The 16437-nt window shown below is 71.7% G+C and carries 13 protein-coding genes and 1 tRNA gene; 8 read left to right on the top strand and 6 right to left on the bottom strand.

The features are described 5' to 3' along the window. Positions 1-55: 55 nt before the first annotated feature. Together glmS and glmU are read right to left on the bottom strand one after the other, a co-directional pair. Positions 56-1879: a glutamine--fructose-6-phosphate transaminase (isomerizing) gene (gene glmS, locus BLR95_RS11280; protein WP_092619962.1), complete on the bottom strand. Its 1824-nt coding sequence runs from the start codon at positions 1877-1879 to the stop codon at positions 56-58. A gap of 46 nt (positions 1880-1925) precedes the next feature. Next, positions 1926-3287 carry a bifunctional UDP-N-acetylglucosamine diphosphorylase/glucosamine-1-phosphate N-acetyltransferase GlmU gene (gene glmU / locus BLR95_RS11275; protein WP_281241296.1) on the bottom strand — a complete coding sequence of 454 codons (1362 nt, stop codon included), beginning with the start codon at positions 3285-3287 and terminating at the stop codon, positions 1926-1928. A gap of 199 nt (positions 3288-3486) precedes the next feature. Here glmU and gph point away from each other — a divergent pair, with 199 nt between their 5' ends. The 4 genes from gph (at position 3487) to BLR95_RS11255 (ending at position 6092) form a co-directional block, all read left to right on the top strand. Further along, positions 3487-4167: a phosphoglycolate phosphatase gene (gene gph, locus BLR95_RS11270; RefSeq protein WP_092619956.1), complete on the top strand. Its 681-nt coding sequence runs from the start codon at positions 3487-3489 to the stop codon at positions 4165-4167. A 43-nt stretch (positions 4168-4210) separates the two neighbouring features. Continuing rightward, positions 4211-4285, top strand: a tRNA-Val gene (locus BLR95_RS11265). 212 nt (positions 4286-4497) lie between these two features. Next, entirely contained in the window at positions 4498-5820 is a 1323-nt protein-coding gene (locus tag BLR95_RS11260; RefSeq protein ID WP_092619953.1) for a DEAD/DEAH box helicase, read from the top strand. 62 nt (positions 5821-5882) lie between these two features. Continuing rightward, on the top strand, positions 5883-6092 hold the full coding sequence (locus BLR95_RS11255; RefSeq protein ID WP_092619950.1) for a cold-shock protein: 210 nt from the start codon (positions 5883-5885) through the stop codon (positions 6090-6092). Between the two features lie 196 nt (positions 6093-6288). On the opposite strand, the gene BLR95_RS11250 is transcribed toward BLR95_RS11255, so the two are convergent. The 3 genes from BLR95_RS11250 to BLR95_RS11240 all read right to left on the bottom strand — a co-directional run bounded on the left by BLR95_RS11250 (position 6289) and on the right by BLR95_RS11240 (position 11020). Next, positions 6289-9750: a chromosome segregation SMC family protein gene (locus BLR95_RS11250; protein ID WP_092619947.1), complete on the bottom strand. Its 3462-nt coding sequence runs from the start codon at positions 9748-9750 to the stop codon at positions 6289-6291. Between the two features lie 54 nt (positions 9751-9804). After that, complete coding sequence (locus BLR95_RS11245; RefSeq protein ID WP_245689471.1) at positions 9805-10419, bottom strand: DsbA family protein; 615 nt, start codon at positions 10417-10419, stop codon at positions 9805-9807. Between the two features lie 88 nt (positions 10420-10507). Continuing rightward, a complete protein-coding gene (locus BLR95_RS11240; RefSeq protein ID WP_092619944.1) occupies positions 10508-11020 on the bottom strand; it encodes a DUF721 domain-containing protein in 513 nt (170 codons plus the stop codon). Between the two features lie 53 nt (positions 11021-11073). Between BLR95_RS11240 and BLR95_RS11235 the strand changes: the two genes are divergently transcribed. The 4 genes from BLR95_RS11235 to BLR95_RS11220 are packed head-to-tail and all read left to right on the top strand — an operon-like array spanning position 11074 to position 14310. Next, positions 11074-12171 (top strand): A/G-specific adenine glycosylase, encoded by a 1098-nt coding sequence (locus BLR95_RS11235; RefSeq protein WP_092619941.1) that lies wholly within the window; start codon positions 11074-11076, stop codon positions 12169-12171. A gap of 26 nt (positions 12172-12197) precedes the next feature. Further along, complete coding sequence (aptA, locus tag BLR95_RS11230) at positions 12198-13532, top strand: omega-aminotransferase AptA (protein ID WP_092619938.1); 1335 nt, start codon at positions 12198-12200, stop codon at positions 13530-13532. A 38-nt stretch (positions 13533-13570) separates the two neighbouring features. Next, positions 13571-13876, top strand: a complete 306-nt coding sequence (locus tag BLR95_RS11225) for a type II toxin-antitoxin system MqsR family toxin (RefSeq protein WP_092619935.1) — start codon at positions 13571-13573, stop codon at positions 13874-13876. A gap of 2 nt (positions 13877-13878) precedes the next feature. Beyond that, on the top strand, positions 13879-14310 hold the full coding sequence (locus BLR95_RS11220; protein WP_245689469.1) for a type II toxin-antitoxin system MqsA family antitoxin: 432 nt from the start codon (positions 13879-13881) through the stop codon (positions 14308-14310). A 71-nt stretch (positions 14311-14381) separates the two neighbouring features. Here BLR95_RS11220 and BLR95_RS11215 read toward each other — a convergent pair whose 3' ends face one another. Next, entirely contained in the window at positions 14382-16370 is a 1989-nt protein-coding gene (locus tag BLR95_RS11215) for an acetyl-CoA carboxylase biotin carboxylase subunit (protein ID WP_092620291.1), read from the bottom strand. Between the last annotated feature and the right edge of the window lie 67 nt (positions 16371-16437).

The following is a 16437-nucleotide window of genomic DNA, read 5'->3' as shown; positions in this document are numbered from 1 at the left end:
CAGGCTTCCATGGTGTAGAGAGGCTTCCGGGGCCCGTCAAGGCGGGGTGGGGGGGCTACTCCACCGTCACGCTCTTGGCAAGGTTGCGGGGTTGGTCGACGTCGGTGCCTTTGTGGACGGCGATGTGGTAGGCCAGAAGCTGGATCGGCAGGGCGTACAGCAGGGGCGTGACGAAGGGATCGACGGCGGGCATCTCGATGGCATAGAGCGCCGTGTCGCCCATCCGCGCGATGCCGGCGGCGTCGCTGAACAGCACCACCCGGCCGCCCCGGGCGACCACCTCCTGCACGTTCGAGGCGGTCTTCTCGAACAGCCCGTCCGACGGCGCGATGACGATCACCGGCACGGTCTCGTCGATCAGCGCGATGGGCCCGTGCTTCATCTCGCCGGCGGCATAGCCCTCGGCGTGGATGTAGCTGATCTCCTTCAGCTTCAGCGCCCCTTCCAGGGCCAGCGGATAGCTCGTCCCGCGGCCCAGGTAGAGGACGTCGCGGGCCTCCGCCAGATCGGCCGCGATGTCGCGGATGCGCTTGTCGTGGTTCAGCACCTCGACGGCGCGCGAGGGCACCTCGGCCAGCGCCGCCGACAGCGCCGCCACCCGATCCGGCGCCACCGCGCCGCGCGCCTCGGCCAGGGCCAGCGAGAAGCAGGCCAGGACCATCAACTGGCTGACGAAGGTCTTGGTGGCGGCGACCCCGATTTCCGGCCCGGCGAGGGTCGGCAGCACCGCGTCGGCTTCGCGCGCGATGGTGCTTTCCGGCACGTTGACCACGCCGATCACCCGCTGCCCCTGGCTTTTGGCGTAGCGCAGGGCGGCCAGGGTGTCGGCGGTCTCGCCCGACTGGCTGATGAACAGGGCGACGCCGCCTTCGGGCAGGGGCGGGCAGCGGTAGCGGAACTCGCTGGCCACGTCGACCTCGACCGGCACCCGGGCGACGTGCTCGATCCAGTACTTGGCCACGCTGGCGGCCAGCGAGGCGGTGCCGCAGCCGATCAGGGTGACCCGCGAGATGTCCTTGAGGTCCATCCCCAGGTCGGGCAGGGTGATGGTCCGCTCGGCCGGGTTGAACATGGCGTTCAGGGTGTCGCCCATGACCTGGGGCTGTTCGAAGATTTCCTTGGCCATGAAGTGGCGGTGCTCGCCCTTGCCGATCATGGCGCCGGAGAAGGCGGTCTGCACCACCGGGCGCTCCACCGGGGCGCCCTCGGCGTCGAACACCCGGGCCCCCTCGGCGCTCAGCACGCACCAGTCGCCGTCCTCCAGGTAGGCGATGCGGCGGGTCAGCGGGGCCAGGGCCAGGGCGTCGGAGCCCAGGAACATCTCGCCGTCGCCGTGGCCGATGGCCAGCGGGCTGCCCCGCCGGGCGCCGATCAGAAGATCGTGCCGGCCGGCGAACAGCACGGCCAGGGCGAAGGCCCCCTCCAGCCGCTTCAGCGCCGCCGCCACCGCTTCCTCGGGGTCCATCCCCCGGCCCAGGTGATGGTCGATCAGGTGGACCACCGCCTCGGTGTCGGTGTCGGACTCGAAGACCTGGCCGGCGGCGGTCAGTTCCTCGCGCAGCTCCCGGAAGTTCTCGATGATGCCGTTGTGGACCACCGCCACCCGCGCCGTGGCGTGGGGATGGGCGTTGACCTCGTTGGGCACCCCGTGGGTCGCCCAGCGGGTGTGGCCGATGCCGATGGTTCCGGCCACCGGGGCCTCGTCCAGGCGGGCCTTGAGGTTGGCGATCTTGCCCTCGGCCCGGCGCCGCTCGATGCCGCCGTTGACCAGGGTGGCGATGCCGGCGCTGTCGTAGCCCCGGTATTCCAGGCGCATCAGGCCCTCGATCAGCAGCGGGGCGACCTCGCCCTGGCCGATGATGCCGACAATTCCGCACATGGTGGGATCGATCCTTGAGAATGGAGAACGGGATAAGGAAAAACGGTCAGTGGCGCAGCCGGCGCATGGCGGCGCGGAAGCGGGACGCCCAGCCCGGGCGCACCTGCTGGCGGCCCCGGGCCAGGCCCAGGGCGTCGGCCGGCACGTCCTCGGTGATGGTGCTGCCGGCTCCGACCATGGCGCCGTCGCCGATTTTCACCGGGGCGACCAGGGCGCTGTTGGAGCCGATGAAGGCGCCGGCGCCGATGTCGGTGTGGTGCTTGGCAAAGCCGTCGTAGTTGCAGGTGATGGTGCCGGCGCCCACGTTGGCCCCGGCGCCCACCCGGGCGTCGCCGATGTAGGTCAGGTGGTTGACCTTGGCCCCGGCCTCCACGCTGGCCTTCTTCACCTCGACGAAGTTGCCGATATGGGCCCCGGGGCCGATTTCGGCGCCGGGACGCAGGCGGGCATAGGGGCCGACGGTGGCCCCGGCCTCGACGGTACAGCCCTCCAGGTGGCAGAAGCCCTTGATGGTCACCCCGGCCTCCACCGTCACTCCGGGGCCGAAGACGGTGAACGGCCCCACCGTGACGTCCTGGCCGAGCCGGGTGTCGGCGCTGAAATGCACGCTCATGGGGTCGGTCAGGGTCACCCCGCCGGCCAGGGCGAGGTTGCGGGCCCGGGCCTGGAAAGCGGATTCGGCCAGCGCCAGGTCGGCCCGGTCGTTGACCCCCAGCAGCTCTTCCTCGTCGCCCTCGACCACCGCGCAGGGCAGGCCCTCGGCGCGGGCCAGGGCGACGATGTCGGTCAGGTAGTACTCGCCCTTGGCGTTGTCGTTGCCGAGTCCCTCCAGCCAGCCGGCCAACCGCGCCCCGTCGAGGCACATGACGCCGGAGTTGCACAGCGGCACGGCCAATTCCTCGGGGCTGGCGTCGCGCGCCTCGACGATGCGCTCCAGGCCGTGGCTGCCGGTGATCAGGCGGCCATAGGCCCCGGGCTCCTGGGGCCTGAAGCCCAGCACCACCACCGCCGGCCCGGCCCGGCGGGCTTCAAGCATGGCCGACAGGGTCTGTGGGCGGATCAGCGGGGTGTCGCCGAACAGGATGAAGACGTCACCTGGGCTCTCGGGCAGGGCCGGCAGGGCCTGGCGGGCGGCGTGCCCGGTGCCCAGGCGCTCGGCCTGGATGACCGTCGGGTGAGGGGCGACGGTGCGCGCCAACTCGTCCATGTCGGGGCCGATGACCACCACCGCCGGGTCGGGGCGCTGGCCGGCCGGCAGGGCCGCCAGGGCCGCCAGCACATGGCCGACCAGCGGGCGGTGGCCGACCGCATGCATCACCTTGGGGCGGCGCGACTTCATGCGCGTTCCCAGGCCGGCGGCGAGCACGATTGCGGCGGTGGGGCTGGCAGGGGTGGCGGTGGTGGGCACGGAAGCGGGGCTCCCCGGGTTCGAGGGCTTGACGGGTTGGCCGGGAGCGGGCAAGGGAGATCGACCCCACGCCCACCCGGCGATGCGGAACCTGCCACAGGCCGGGCCCCTGGCCCAAGTCACTTTGTGTTTCTCCAGGTTACAGAACCGGGTTTTACAGTCTGGGCACCTTCATCTTTCTGTCACGGATCCGCCACTGATGCCCGACTTTCCCATTTCGACCGTGGTCTTCGACCTGGACGGTACCCTGGTCGACAGCGCCCCCGACCTGCACGCGGCGGTCAACCAGGTGCTGGGCGGCGGGCTGGGGCGCCCACCGCTGCCCATCGAGGCCATCCGTGGCATGGTCGGCCAGGGGGCGCGCCGCCTGATCGAGCAGGCGCTGGAGGCCACCGGCGGCCCCGCCGAACCCGGGCTCGATGCCTGGACCGAACGCTTCCTCGACATCTATGGCGCCGACCCGGCCCGCCTGACCACCGTCTGGCCGGGGGTGATCGACCAGCTCGACCGCCTGGCCCGGCAGGGCGTGAAGCTGGCCGTGTGCACCAACAAGCCGGAGGCGGCCAGCCACACCCTGCTCAAGGCGCTCGGTCTGGCGGGCTATTTCGGGGCGGTGGTCGGCGGCGACACCCTGGCGGTGAGGAAGCCCGACCCGGCCCCCCTGCTGGCCGCCATCGAGCGGGTCGGCGGCGATCCGGCCGACGCCGTGCTGATCGGTGATTCCGCGCACGACGTGGCCACCGCCCGCGCCGCCGGGGTGCCGGTGATCGCCGTCAGCTTCGGCTATTGCAATATGCCGCCGGCCGAACTCAAGGCTGACCGGCTGATTGACGCCTTCGCCGAGCTGCCCGGCGCGCTGGCCGCCATCCGTGCCGCTTGACACTCCCGCCGCCCGACCGTATAAGTCCGGCCTTCCCCGACGGGGGCGCGTAGCTCAGCGGGAGAGCACTCGCTTCACACGCGAGGGGTCGCTGGTTCAATCCCAGCCGCGCCCACCATCCCGGCCGCTTTTCCCTGAAAAGACAAGCGGCTCTCCGTCACGGGACACCCGCCCGGGAGCCTCCGACAGGTGCCGCCCCTTGGGCCCACACTTTTAGTCGGATATCGTCCCGGACACCACCCGACGGCGCCAGCGTTACCATAACTCGAAAGGCCGCCCCCCACTGTGGGCGTGCCGAGGCCGCCGTCCCCACGAAAGACTCCCCCTAACTTGACATCCTTTGAAAGTCTCGGCCTCGCCGAGCCCCTGCTTCGCGCGCTCGCCGCCGAAGGCTTTTCCACTCCCACGCCCATTCAGGCCCAGGCCATTGGCCCGCTGCTCGAGGGCCGCGATCTGGTCGGCATCGCCCAGACCGGTACCGGCAAGACGGCGGCCTTCGCCCTGCCGTTGCTGCACCACCTGGACAGCCGCCCGGCCAATCCCAAAAGCGCCAAGGCCCTGATCCTGGCGCCGACCCGAGAGCTGGCCGCCCAGATCGCCGACACCTTCCGCACCCTGGGCCGTCACAAGCGTCCCTCGATCGCCCTGGTGGTCGGCGGGGCGCGGCCCGGGCCGCAGGTGCGCGCCCTGGCCCGGGGCGTCGATATCCTGGTCGCCACGCCGGGCCGCCTGATCGACCACATGAACAGCGGCGTGGTGAACCTGTCGGGCACCGGCCGCTTGGTGCTGGACGAGGCCGACCAGATGTTCGACCTCGGCTTCCTGCCGGCGATCCGCAAGATCATCGGCCGCCTGCCCACCCAGCGGCAGACCATCCTGCTGTCGGCCACCATGCCGGGGCAGATCCGCGCCCTGGCCGACGAGGTGCTGAGCGACCCGGTGGAAGCCTCGGTCGCCCCCGCCGCCCGGCCGGTGGAGCGCATCGCGCAAAGCGTCATCCATGTCGAGCGGGCCGCCAAGCGGGCCGCCCTGGTCGACCTTCTGCGCGACGGCGTGGAGCGGGCCATCGTCTTCACCCGCACCAAGCGCGGCGCCGACCGGGTCAGCGAGCACCTGGAGCGGGCCGGCCTCAACGCCGCCGCCATCCACGGCGACAAGAGCCAGGGTCAGCGCGAGCGGGCGCTGGGCGCCTTCCGCAACGGCCGGGTCGGCATCCTGGTGGCGACCGACATCGCCGCCCGGGGCATCGATGTGGATGGCGTCTCGCACGTCATCAACTTCGAGCTGCCCAACGTGCCGGAAGCCTACGTGCACCGCATCGGGCGCACCGCCCGGGCCGGCCGCGACGGCATCGCCGTGTCGCTGTGCGACGCCGAGGAGCGCGGCCTGCTGCGCGACATCGAGCGCCTCATCGGCAAGCCCATCGAGGCCACCGGCGATGTCCCGCCCGAGCCGGCCAGGGCGCCCCGCAAGGGGCCGCGCGGCAACGGCAAGTTCCAGGGCAAGCCGCAGGGCAAGCCGGGCGGCAAGTTCCAGGGCAAGCCCCAGGGCAACAAGCCCCAGGGCAAGAATCCGCAAGGCAAACCGGGCGGCGCGCAGGGCAGCCGGCGCCGCCCCGCCAACACCACCAACGACCAGGCCCGCGCGGCCTGATCCTTCCTTTACATATCCGAACACCCCCACACCCCCGAAACGTCCAAACAGGAGAGACGACAATGAGCACGGGTGCCGTCAAATGGTTCAATTCCACCAAGGGCTATGGTTTCATTTGCCCGGATGAGGGCGGGGCCGACGTCTTCGTCCACATCAGCGCCGTCGAGCGCTCGGGCATGGGCACCCTCAACGAGGGTCAGCGCGTGTCCTACGAGATCGAGGTGGACCGCAAGCGCGGCAAGTCCTCGGCCGTGAACCTGAAGGAGGTCTGAGCCCAGGCGCGGATTGCCGCGCCAGGGACCGACCCGACGAAGAGGGGCGCCGGTGCCAAGCCGGCGCCCCTTTTCCGTTTGGGGGGGAGGGGGCGCGGACGAGGTCGGTCGCCCGCAGCCTTGCCCCCCGCAGCCTTGCCGAGGGTGCCATCGGGCACCGGCCCGCCCCAGGACACGCCGCGTTTCACGCGCTGGCCTACCGCTCGCGCAGGCGCTCGGCCGTGCGCAGGTCGACGCCGACCAGCTTGGAAACCCCGCGCTCGGCCATGGTGACGCCGAACAGGCGGTCCATGCGGGCCATGGTCATGCGGTGGTGGGTGATGACCAGGAAGCGCGTCGCCCCGGCCGCCAACTCGCCGACCAGGGTGCAGAAGCGGTCCACGTTGGCGTCGTCCAGCGGCGCGTCCACCTCGTCGAGCACGCAGACCGGGGCCGGGTTGGTCAGGAACACGGCGAACAGCAGGGCAACGGCGGTCAGCGCCTGCTCGCCGCCCGACAGCAGTGACAGCACCTGCAACCGCTTGCCCGGCGGGCTGGCCATGATCTCCAGCCCGGCGAGCAGCGGGTCGTCGTTCTCGACCAGGCTCAAGTGGGCCTTGCCACCCCCGAACAGGCGGCTGAACAGGTTCTGGAAGTGGCGGTCCACCGCCTCGAAGGAGGCCAGCAGGCGTTGCCGGCCCTCGCGGTTCAATTCGCCGATGCCCTGGCGCAGGCGGGCGATGGCGGCGATCAGGTCGTCGCGCTCGGTGTTGAGGGTGGTGATCTGCTCGGCCAGTTCCCCGGCTTCCTGCTCGGCCCTCAGGTTGACCGGGCCGAGGGCGTCGCGGTCGGCCGACAGGCGGGCCAACTGGTGGGCCAGGGCGTCGACCGGCGGGGGATTGTCCGGGTCCTCCAGGGCCGCCCGCGCGGCCGCCTGATCGGGCGTGGCGTCGAGGCGTTCGGCGATGTCGCGGGCCACCTCGCGCACCGCGGCATCGGCGGTGCTGACCTGACCCTCGGCGCGGATGCGGTTCTCGCGCGCCGCCGCCAGGGTGCTTTCGGCCTGACGCAGGGCCTGATCGGCCCGGCTCAGGGCGGCGTTGCCCTGGGCCAGGGCGTCGCCGGCGGCGCGCCGCGCCGCCTCGGCTTCCTCCAGGCGGTCGACCAGGGCCGTCCGGTCGCGCTCGATGGCCTCCGGACGTCCCTCCAGGTTGGCCAGGGCCTCGGCCACGGTGGCGGCGCGGGCCGCCAACTCGGCCTCCTGGCTGGCCGCCTGGGCGCGCCGGCTCTCCCAGGCGGCGATCTCCTCGGCCAGCGCGGACAGACGACGGCGCCGGGTCTCGGCGGCGCGGGCCAGACCGTCGTGGCGGCTGCGCGCCTCGACCAGGGCGCCGCGCGCCTCGGCCACCTGTTGGCGCAGGGCGGGGAGCTCGGCGCTGGCCGGGCTGTCGGCGCCGAGGGCGGCGCGGGCCTGCTCGGCGGCGCTTGTCTCGGCCTCGGCCTCGGCCACCTCGTCGGCGGCCCGGCTGGCCGCCTCGGTCGCCGAGTCCAGGCGGCCCCGGGCCTGGGTGGCGGCGGCCAGATGCTTCTGTTCGACCCGCCGGGCCTCGGCCAGCGCCTGCTCGGCGGTGCTCAGGGTCTGGCGGGCGGCGCGGTCGGCCTGGGTCGCCGCCTGACTGTCGTCGGCGGCCCGCCGGGCCGCTTCGGCGGCGGCGGCGTGGGCGGTCTCGGCCTCGGCCAGATCGGCTTTCAGGCCGGCCAGCCGGTTCTTCTGGGCCAGTCGGGCCGCCGCCGCCGAGGGGGCGCCGGGGGCCCGGCGCAGACCGTCCCAGCGCCACAGCCCGCCCTCGGCGGTGACCAGCCGTTGGCCGACCGCCAGCGCCCCTTGCAGCCGCGCCGCCTGGGCCGCGTCGGCGGCGATGCCGACCTGAGCCAACCGGCGAGCCAGGACCGGCGGGGCGGTGATCACCTCACCGAGCGGGGTGACGCCGGGGGGCAGCGGTGGGGCATCGTCCAGCGGCGGCAGGGCGACCCAGCCGGCGGGGCCGTCCGGGGCCGCCTCCGGGGCCTCCAGATCGTCGCCCAGGGCGGCGCCGAGGGCCGCCTCGAAGCCGGCCCGGGCCTCCATGCGGTCGATCACCCCGGGGCCGGCCGAGGCATCGGACAAGGGCTCGGCGAGCAGCGCTTCCAGGGCCCCGGCCTCGGCCCTGAGGCGGGCCGCCTCGGTCTCCCGGGCACGGGCCGTATCGGCGGCCTCGCGGGCCGTGGCGGCGGCGGTCTCGGCCCGCTGGCTGGCCGCTTCCCGGGCGGCGCGGGCGGTGGCCTCGGCGGCTTCCGCCTGGGCGACGCCGGCCCCGCCCGCCTCGTTCAACTCGGCCAGGGCCAGGGCCGCCCGTTCGCGCTCCGCCTCGGCCTGGGCCCGGCGCTGCTCGAGCCGCGTGCGACGCTCGCCAGCCGCCTGGACCCGTCGCTCGGCGGCCTGCACCTGGGCGGCGTGCTGGGCGACCTGCCGCTCCGCCTCGGCCAGCCGGGCTTCCACCTGATTGAGCGTCTGACTGGCTGTTTTGAGGTCGCTGGCGGCCTGCCCGGCGGTGCCTGCCTCGGCCGCCTCGGCCTGTTCCAGGTCGGCCTTTTCGCCGGCCAGCCGTTCCAGCGCCTGGGCGGCGTCGGCGGCGCGGGCGCGCTCGCGCTCCAGGTCGGCGGCGATCTGGTCGCGGCGCCCCTCGTTGTCGCGCCGCGCCGCCGCCACCCGGCGGGCGTCCTCGGCCAGCCGGTCGCGTTCGAGGGCCAATCTTTGGCGCCGTGCCCCGGCCTCGGCTTCGGCCTTGCGCAGGGGCTCGACCGCCTCGGCCGCCTCGGCCTGGGCGGTGGCGGCGCGGCCGGCCTCGGCCTCCAGATGGCCGGCCCTGGTGGCGGCCTCGGCCAGGGCGCGGCGGGCGGCGTCCAGCTCCTGCATGGCTTGGCGCCAGCGCAGGTAGAGCAGGCGGGTCTCGGTCAGGCGGATGGAATCGGAAAGCTCCCGGTAGCGCGCCGCCTGACGGGCCTGGCGCTTGAGGTTGCCCAGTTGCCCATTCAGGGTGGAGAGCACGTCATCGAGCCGCGACAGGTTGGTTTCCGCCCCCTTCAGGCGCAACTCGGCCTCGTGGCGGCGGCTGTGCAGGCCGCTGATGCCGGCCGCCTCTTCCAAGAGGGCGCGGCGCTGGGCCGGCTTGGCGTTGATGATGGCGCCGATGCGCCCCTGGCTGACAATCGCCGTGGAGCGCGCCCCGGTGGCGGCGTCGGCGAACAGCAACTGGGCGTCCTTGGCCCGGATGTCGCGCCCGTTCAGGCGATAGGCCGAGCCCGAGCCGCGCTCGATGCGCCGGGTGACCTGCAACTCGTCGGCGTCGGCCAGGGAGCCTTTCAGCCCCCGTTCGCGGTTGTCCAGCCACACCGAGACCTCGGCCAGATTGCGCGCCGGGCGCTGGTCGGTGCCGCCGAAGATGACGTCGTCCATCTCCGAGCCGCGCATCTGGCGGGCCGAGCTTTCGCCCATCACCCAGCGCAGCGCCTCGACCAGATTGGACTTGCCGCAGCCGTTGGGACCGACGATGCCGGTCATCCCGGGCTCGATGAGAAGCTCGGTCGGCTCGACGAAGGACTTGAAGCCGCTCAGCCGAAGGCGGGTGAAGTGAACCACCGTCGCCAGTTCCCCCGCCAGTTCCCCAGCCTGCTCCCCAGCCTGGGAGAGCCGCTACTCGGCCGCCCCGCCCTTGGCCTTGAGCAGGGTGTTGAGCACCCGGGCGAAGTAGTCGTAGCCCTGGTTGCCGTTGTGCACCGTGCCGTCGATGACGAAGGCCGGGGTGCCGTCGATGCCCCACTTGGCCGAGGCCTCCTCGGACACTGTCGCGATCTCGTTGAACAGTTCCTCGTTGTTCATGCAGGCCTGGAGATCCTCCGGGGCCAGCCCGGAGAGGCGGGCGTAGCCGGCCAGCCGGGCCAGCGGATCGGCGGCCGACATCCAGCTCTGCTGGCTCTTGAACACCGCGTTGACGTAGGTGAAGTAGCTGCGCTCGGGCAGGCAGCGGCCGATCAGCGCGCCGGCCTGGGCCAGCGGGCCGATGGGGTAGTCGCGGAAGACCCAGTAGACCTTGCCGGTGTCGATGAACTCTTGCTTAAGGCGCGGCAGCACGTCGGTGTGGAAGTTGGCGCAGTGGCCGCAGGTCAGCGACGAGTATTCGGTGACGGTCAGCGGGGCGTTGGGATCGCCCAGGGCGCGTTCCTCATAGGCCGCGGCCGGCCGGGGAACGGCGGCCACCAGAACGACCAAAAACAGGGCGGGCAACAGGAGGCGCGACAGACTGGACACGGGTGGACTCTCCGATCACGGGTAGGAAAAGGGGCTCCCACATTGGCGGCGCATTGTGGCCTTTTTTGGCCGGCGCCAACAAGGGGGGTCAGCGTTGATCGCGGGCGGCCAGGGTGCGCCCCAGGCGGCCCAGGGCCTCCTTCACCGGGCCGTCGGGCAGATCGGCCAGGGACTGGCGCAGCCGGGCCTCGGCGGCCGGCGAGGGAACGGGCGGCGGCGGGGCGGGGCGGGGCGGGGTGATGCCGCCCTGGCGGAAGGCGAGGCGGGCCAGTGCCGGGCGCCCCAGGTAGGTGTTGACGCGCTCGATGATCTGCCGGTTGCGGTGTTCGAGCAGGGTGGCCACGGCGCCCGAGGTGACGGCCACGGTCAGGGTGCCGTGGCTTTTTTCGCCCCTTGGGAAGCTCAGGCGCAGGGGCAGGCAGAGGCGGGCCAGATCGGGCCCCACCATGGCCGGCCAGTCGGCCTTGAGGTCGGCCACCGAGAGGCCGCGCTTGCGCATCAGCGGCCGGGTCAGGCGCTGGCTGATCGCCGACAGGGCGCGCGGTCCGGCCAGGGTGGTGCCGGTGGTGCGACGGGGGGGGACGGTCGTGGGGTCGCTCATGGGGCGGAGTATATCCCGTTGTGGCACCGCCCGGCCAAGGCTACATGACGGGGATGAGCCCGCCGCCGCCCCGCCCCGACCGTGTTGCCCCGGCCCTTGCCCGGTGGTACGCCGCCAACGCCCGCGTCCTGCCCTGGCGGGCCCGCCCCGGCGAGGTTCCCGACCCCTATCGGGTGTGGCTGTCGGAGATCATGCTCCAGCAGACCACGGTGGCCACGGTGGGGCCCTACTTCCACGCCTTCACCGGGCGCTGGCCCGATGTGCACGCCCTTGCCGGGGCGGACGATCAGGCCATCCTCACCGCCTGGGCGGGGCTCGGCTACTACGCCCGGGCGCGCAACCTGATCCGTTGCGCCCGGGTGGTGGCGGGGGAGCTGGGCGGGCGCTTTCCCGACAGCGAGGCAGGGCTGGCCAAGCTGCCCGGCATCGGCCCCTACACGGCGGCCGCCGTCGCCGCCATCGCCTTCGACCGCCCGGCGGCGGTGCTCGACGGCAACATCGAGCGGGTGATGGCCCGCCTGTTCGCCGAGGAAACCCCGCTGCCCGCCGCCAAGCCCCTGTTGCGCCGCCATGCCGCCGCGCTTACGCCCACCGTCCGGCCCGGCGACCATGCCCAGGCGCTGATGGACCTGGGGGCGCTGATCTGCACCCCGCGCCGTCCCGACTGTCCGCGCTGTCCCCTGGTCGGCGACTGCCGGGGGCACGCCCTGGGCCTGGCCGCCGAGTTGCCGCGCCGGGCCCCGAAAAAGGCCAAGCCGACCCGCCTCGGGCTGGCCTATGTGGCGATTCGGGCGGGCGACGGGGCGGTGCTTCTGGGTCGCCGGCCGCCCAGCGGCCTGCTCGGCGGCATGGCCGAGGTGCCGGGCAGCGACTGGACGGAGCAAGGCGCGCCCGCCCCCCGGCCGCCGCTGTCGGCCGACTGGCGGCGGCTGTCCAGGACGGTGCGCCACACCTTCACCCATTTCCATCTCGAACTGACCGTGCTCCGGGCGAGCGTGGCCGCCGCCACGCCGGCCCCGGCGGGTCTGCTCTGGGTGCCGCCCCAGGCCCTGGCCGGGCACCCCCTGCCCACCGTCATGCGCAAGGTGCTCGCCGCCGGTCTGGACAGCCCGGGCGGGAAGCGGATACCCTCCCGTGTTCGAAATTCTTGACGCCCCTCGCGACGGAGCCCCCTGCCATGTCCCAGCGCACCCTTGACGGCGACAACCGGCTCAATCTGGCCGCCCACTGGATGCCCTTCACCGCCAACCGCCAGTTCAAGGCGGCGCCGCGCCTGCTCGTTTCGGCCAAGGACATGCACTACACCAGCCACGACGGGCGGCAGGTGATGGATGGCACCGCCGGCCTGTGGTGCGTCAACGCCGGCCACGCCCGGCCGCGCATCGTCGAGGCGGTGCAGAAGGCGGTGGCCACCCTGGACTACGCCCCGGCCTTCCAGTTCGGCCACCCGGGGGCCTTCGAGCTGGCCTCGCGGCTGGCCGACATGATGCCCGGCGATCTGGACCATGTGTTCTTCACCAACTCGGGCTCCGAATCGGTCGACACGGCGCTGAAGATCGCCCTGGCCTATCACCGGGCCCGGGGCGACTCGGCGCGCACCCGGCTGATCGGCCGCGAGCGGGGCTATCACGGGGTCGGCTTCGGGGGCATCTCGGTGGGCGGCATCGTCAGCAACCGCAAGACCTTCGGCCCGCTGCTGCCGGGCGTCGACCACCTGCCCCACACCTACAGCCTGGAACATCAGGCCTTTTCGCGCGGGGAGCCCGAGTGGGGGGCGCATCTGGCCGACGATCTGGAGCGCATCGTCGCCCTGCACGACGCCTCGACCATCGCCGCCGTGATCGTCGAGCCGATGGCCGGCTCGACCGGCGTGCTGCCGCCGCCCAAGGGCTATCTGAAGCGGCTGCGCGAGATCACCGAGAAGCACGGCATCCTGCTCATCTTCGACGAGGTGATCACCGGCTTCGGGCGCCTCGGCACGCCCTTCGCGGTGGACTGTTTCGGGGTCCAGCCCGATCTGGTGACCACCGCCAAGGGGCTGACCAACGGCACCCAGCCGATGGGCGCGGTGTTCGCCAGCGGGCGCGTCCACGACGCCTTCATGCAGGGGCCGGAGCACCTGATCGAGCTGTTCCACGGCTACACCTACTCGGCCCACCCGGTGGCCACCGCGGCGGCCCTGGCCAGCCTCGACACCTACCAGGAGGAGGGCCTCTTCCAGCGGGTCGCCGAGCTGGCTCCGATCTGGGAGGAATCGGCCCATGCCCTTAAAGGGCTGCCCCACGTCAAGGACATCCGCAACCTGGGGCTGGTCGCCGGCATCGAGCTGGAAAGCCGCCCCGGCGAGGTCGGCAAGCGGGCCTACGAGGTGATGGTGCGCTGCTACGAGGCCGGGCTGATGATCCGCGTGACCGGCGACATCATCGCCCTGTCGCCGCCCTTCATCATCACCCAGGGGCAGATCGCCGAGCTGTTCGACACCCTGGCCACGGCGATCAAGGCAACGCCCTGACCGTTGCGTTGCCACCACCATGGTGGCATAGTCGGGAAATGGAGAAGCGCAAGCCGACCTACGATCTGGCGGCCATCCAGGCCGCCATTGGGTCGGCGGACAGCTTGGCGATCACAGGCTCGGCTTATGCCGACGCTTTGGCATTGGGTTTCGGACGGGCGGCGATCGTGGATGTCATCCGTGGCATCACCCGGCCCATGTTCCGCAAGTCGATGACAACCCACGCCGACCATCGCCTGTGGCAGGACGTCTACCATGTCCCGGTCGATGATCTGTTGCTGTACGTCAAGTTTCAGGCCGACGTGGTGACCGAGTTCAGGGTGATGGCGTTCAAGGAGAAATGAACGTGGCCGAGAAGAAACGCTCCCTGCCGCCGACCATGCCGTGCCCCGAGACCGGTGTCACCTTGCGTCGCGATGTGCGGCCGTTCACGGTGCGCTACGGGGGGCGCGAGATGACGGTCGATCTTCCCGGCTATTACCCCGAGGGCGAGGGGGAATCGGTACATGTGGGCGACGATATGGCGGTCGCCGATGCGGCGCTGCGAACCCTGAAGGAACGGATCGACGGGGTGCCGTCGCCGGCCACCATCCGGCGCATCAGGGCCAAGCTGCGGCTCAGCCAGCGGGCGGCCGGGGCGCTGTTCAGGGTCGGTCCCAAGGCCTTCGACAAGTATGAACGCAACCTGATCGAGCCCAGCGGCCCGACCATCCAGTTGCTGACCCTGCTGGATCGTCATCCCGAACTGGCGGACGAACTGAGCCCACGGGAGCGTTGATCGCGTTTGAGCAAATCCCGAGCGATCCGCAACGGATCGCTCGGGATTTGCGCTGGCTTGCGGGCCCGCCCTCACTCGAACTCGAGGATGACCTCGTCGACGGCCAGGCTGGCCCCCGGCTCGCGGGCGATCGACTTCACCGTGCCGTCGCGCTCGGCCTTCAGCACGTTTTCCATCTTCATCGCCTCGACCACCGCCAGGCGCTCGCCGGCCTTCACCTCCTGACCCACTTCCACCTCGACACGGACCAGCAGGCCCGGCATCGGCGAGAGCAGGAAGCGCGACAGGTCGGGCGGCGCCTTCTTGGGCATCAGGGCGGCGTAGCCGGCGGCGGTGGCGGTCATGACCACGGCGCGGGCCTGGGCGCCGGCGTGGAACAGCCGGTAGCCCACCCCCTCGCGGTCGATCTGCACGCACACCGGGGCATCGTTCAGGCGCCCGAAGAAGCGCGGCTGGCCGAAGCGCCATGCGGTCTGCATGACCACGTCCTCGTCATCGACGTGGATCAGGAAGGCGCCGTCGTCGCGCATCCGGATGCGCACCGGGTGGTTGGTGTCGCCCAGGCGCACCACCCAGTCTTCCGGCGTCTTCTTCTCGTGCTTGGGGTGCTGGCCGGAGATGTGGGCGTCGCGGTCCATGTGCATGCGATGCACCACGGCGGCGACGGTGACCAGCACCGTGGGGTCGTCCGGCGGCAGGTCGGCGACGTGGAAGCCGTCCGGGTATTCCTCGGCGATGAAGTTGGTGGTCAGGTGGCCCTTGACGAAGCGCTCCTTGCTCATCACCGACGCCAGGAACGGGATGTTGTGCGAAATGCCCCGGATGTAGAACTCGTCCAGCGCCATGCGCATCTGGGCGATGGCCATCTCGCGCGAGGCGGCGTGGGTGATCAGCTTGGCCACCATGGGGTCGTAGTACATGCTGATCTGGCCGCCTTCCTCGACTCCCGTATCGACCCGCACATGGCCGGCCTGCTCCTCGGGCGGGATGAAACGGACCAGCCGGCCGATCGAGGGCATGAAGTTGCGGAAGGGGTCCTCGGCGTAGATGCGCGCCTCGATCGACCAGCCGTTCAGGCTCACCTGATCCTGGGTCAGGTCCAGCTTCTCGCCGGCGGCGATGCGGATCATCCATTCGACCAGATCAAGGCCGGTGATCATCTCGGTCACCGGGTGCTCCACCTGCAGGCGGGTGTTCATCTCCAGGAAATAGAAGTTGCGGTCGGCGTCGACGATGAACTCCACCGTGCCGGCGCTCTTGTAGTCCACCGCCTTGGCCAGGGCGACCGCCTGCTCGCCCATCTTTTGGCGCACCTCGGGAGTGAGGAAGGGCGAGGGGGCTTCCTCGATCACCTTCTGGTGGCGCCGCTGGATGGAGCATTCGCGCTCGCCCAGGTAGAGGCAGGTCTCGCCGTCGGAAAGCACCTGGATCTCGATGTGGCGCGGCTCGGTGATGAACTTCTCGATGAACACCCGCTCGTCGCCGAACGAGCTTTTCGCCTCGCTGACCGCCGAGGCGAAGCCTTCGCGCGCTTCCTCCACCGTGTGGGCGACGCGCATCCCCTTGCCGCCCCCGCCGGCGCTGGCCTTGATCATCACCGGGAAGCCGATCTCCTCGGCGATGCGCACCGCCTCGTCGGCGTCCTGGATGATGCCGATGTGGCCGGGCACGGTGCTCACCCCGGCCTTGGCCGCCAGCTCCTTGGAGGCGATCTTGTCGCCCATCGCCTCGATGGCCCACGGGCCGGGGCCGATGAAGGCGATGCCCTCGGCCGCCAGGGCCTCGGCGAAGGCCTTGTTCTCGGACAGGAAGCCGTAGCCCGGGTGGACCGCCTGGGCGCCGGTCTTCCGGCACGCCTCGACGATCCTGTCGATCACCAGATAGCTCTCGGCCGAGGCGGCGGGGCCGATGGCCACCGCCTCGTCGGCCATGCTCACATGCAGGGCGTCGGCGTCGGCCTCGGAATGGACGGCCACCGTGCGGATGCCCATGCGGCGGGCGGTCTTGATCACCCGGCAGGCGATTTCGCCACGGTTGGCGATGAGAATCTTGTCGAACACGGGCATGGTCTGGCCTTGTCTCGATGAAGAACGCGATGGAGGGCGGAAGGCGGGCGGGAGGGCGCGC

The sequence above is a fragment of the Roseospirillum parvum genome (assembly GCF_900100455.1).
Classification (GTDB): domain Bacteria; phylum Pseudomonadota; class Alphaproteobacteria; order Rhodospirillales; family Rhodospirillaceae; genus Roseospirillum; species Roseospirillum parvum.
The sequence above is the reverse complement of the archived record's forward strand: the minus strand, read 5'-3'. Positions and strand labels throughout refer to the sequence as shown.

Excerpts from the sequence above, each read along its gene's own strand:
- aptA (WP_092619938.1), top strand. The coding sequence starts at position 12,198 with ATGTCCCAGCGCACCCTTGACGGCGACAACCGGCTCAATCTGGCCGCC.
- glmS (WP_092619962.1), bottom strand. The coding sequence starts at position 1,879 with ATGTGCGGAATTGTCGGCATCATCGGCCAGGGCGAGGTCGCCCCGCTG.
- gph (WP_092619956.1), top strand. The coding sequence starts at position 3,487 with ATGCCCGACTTTCCCATTTCGACCGTGGTCTTCGACCTGGACGGTACC.
- BLR95_RS11225 (WP_092619935.1), top strand. The coding sequence starts at position 13,571 with ATGGAGAAGCGCAAGCCGACCTACGATCTGGCGGCCATCCAGGCCGCC.
- BLR95_RS11240 (WP_092619944.1), bottom strand. The coding sequence starts at position 11,020 with ATGAGCGACCCCACGACCGTCCCCCCCCGTCGCACCACCGGCACCACC.
- BLR95_RS11255 (WP_092619950.1), top strand. The coding sequence starts at position 5,883 with ATGAGCACGGGTGCCGTCAAATGGTTCAATTCCACCAAGGGCTATGGT.
- BLR95_RS11235 (WP_092619941.1), top strand. The coding sequence starts at position 11,074 with ATGAGCCCGCCGCCGCCCCGCCCCGACCGTGTTGCCCCGGCCCTTGCC.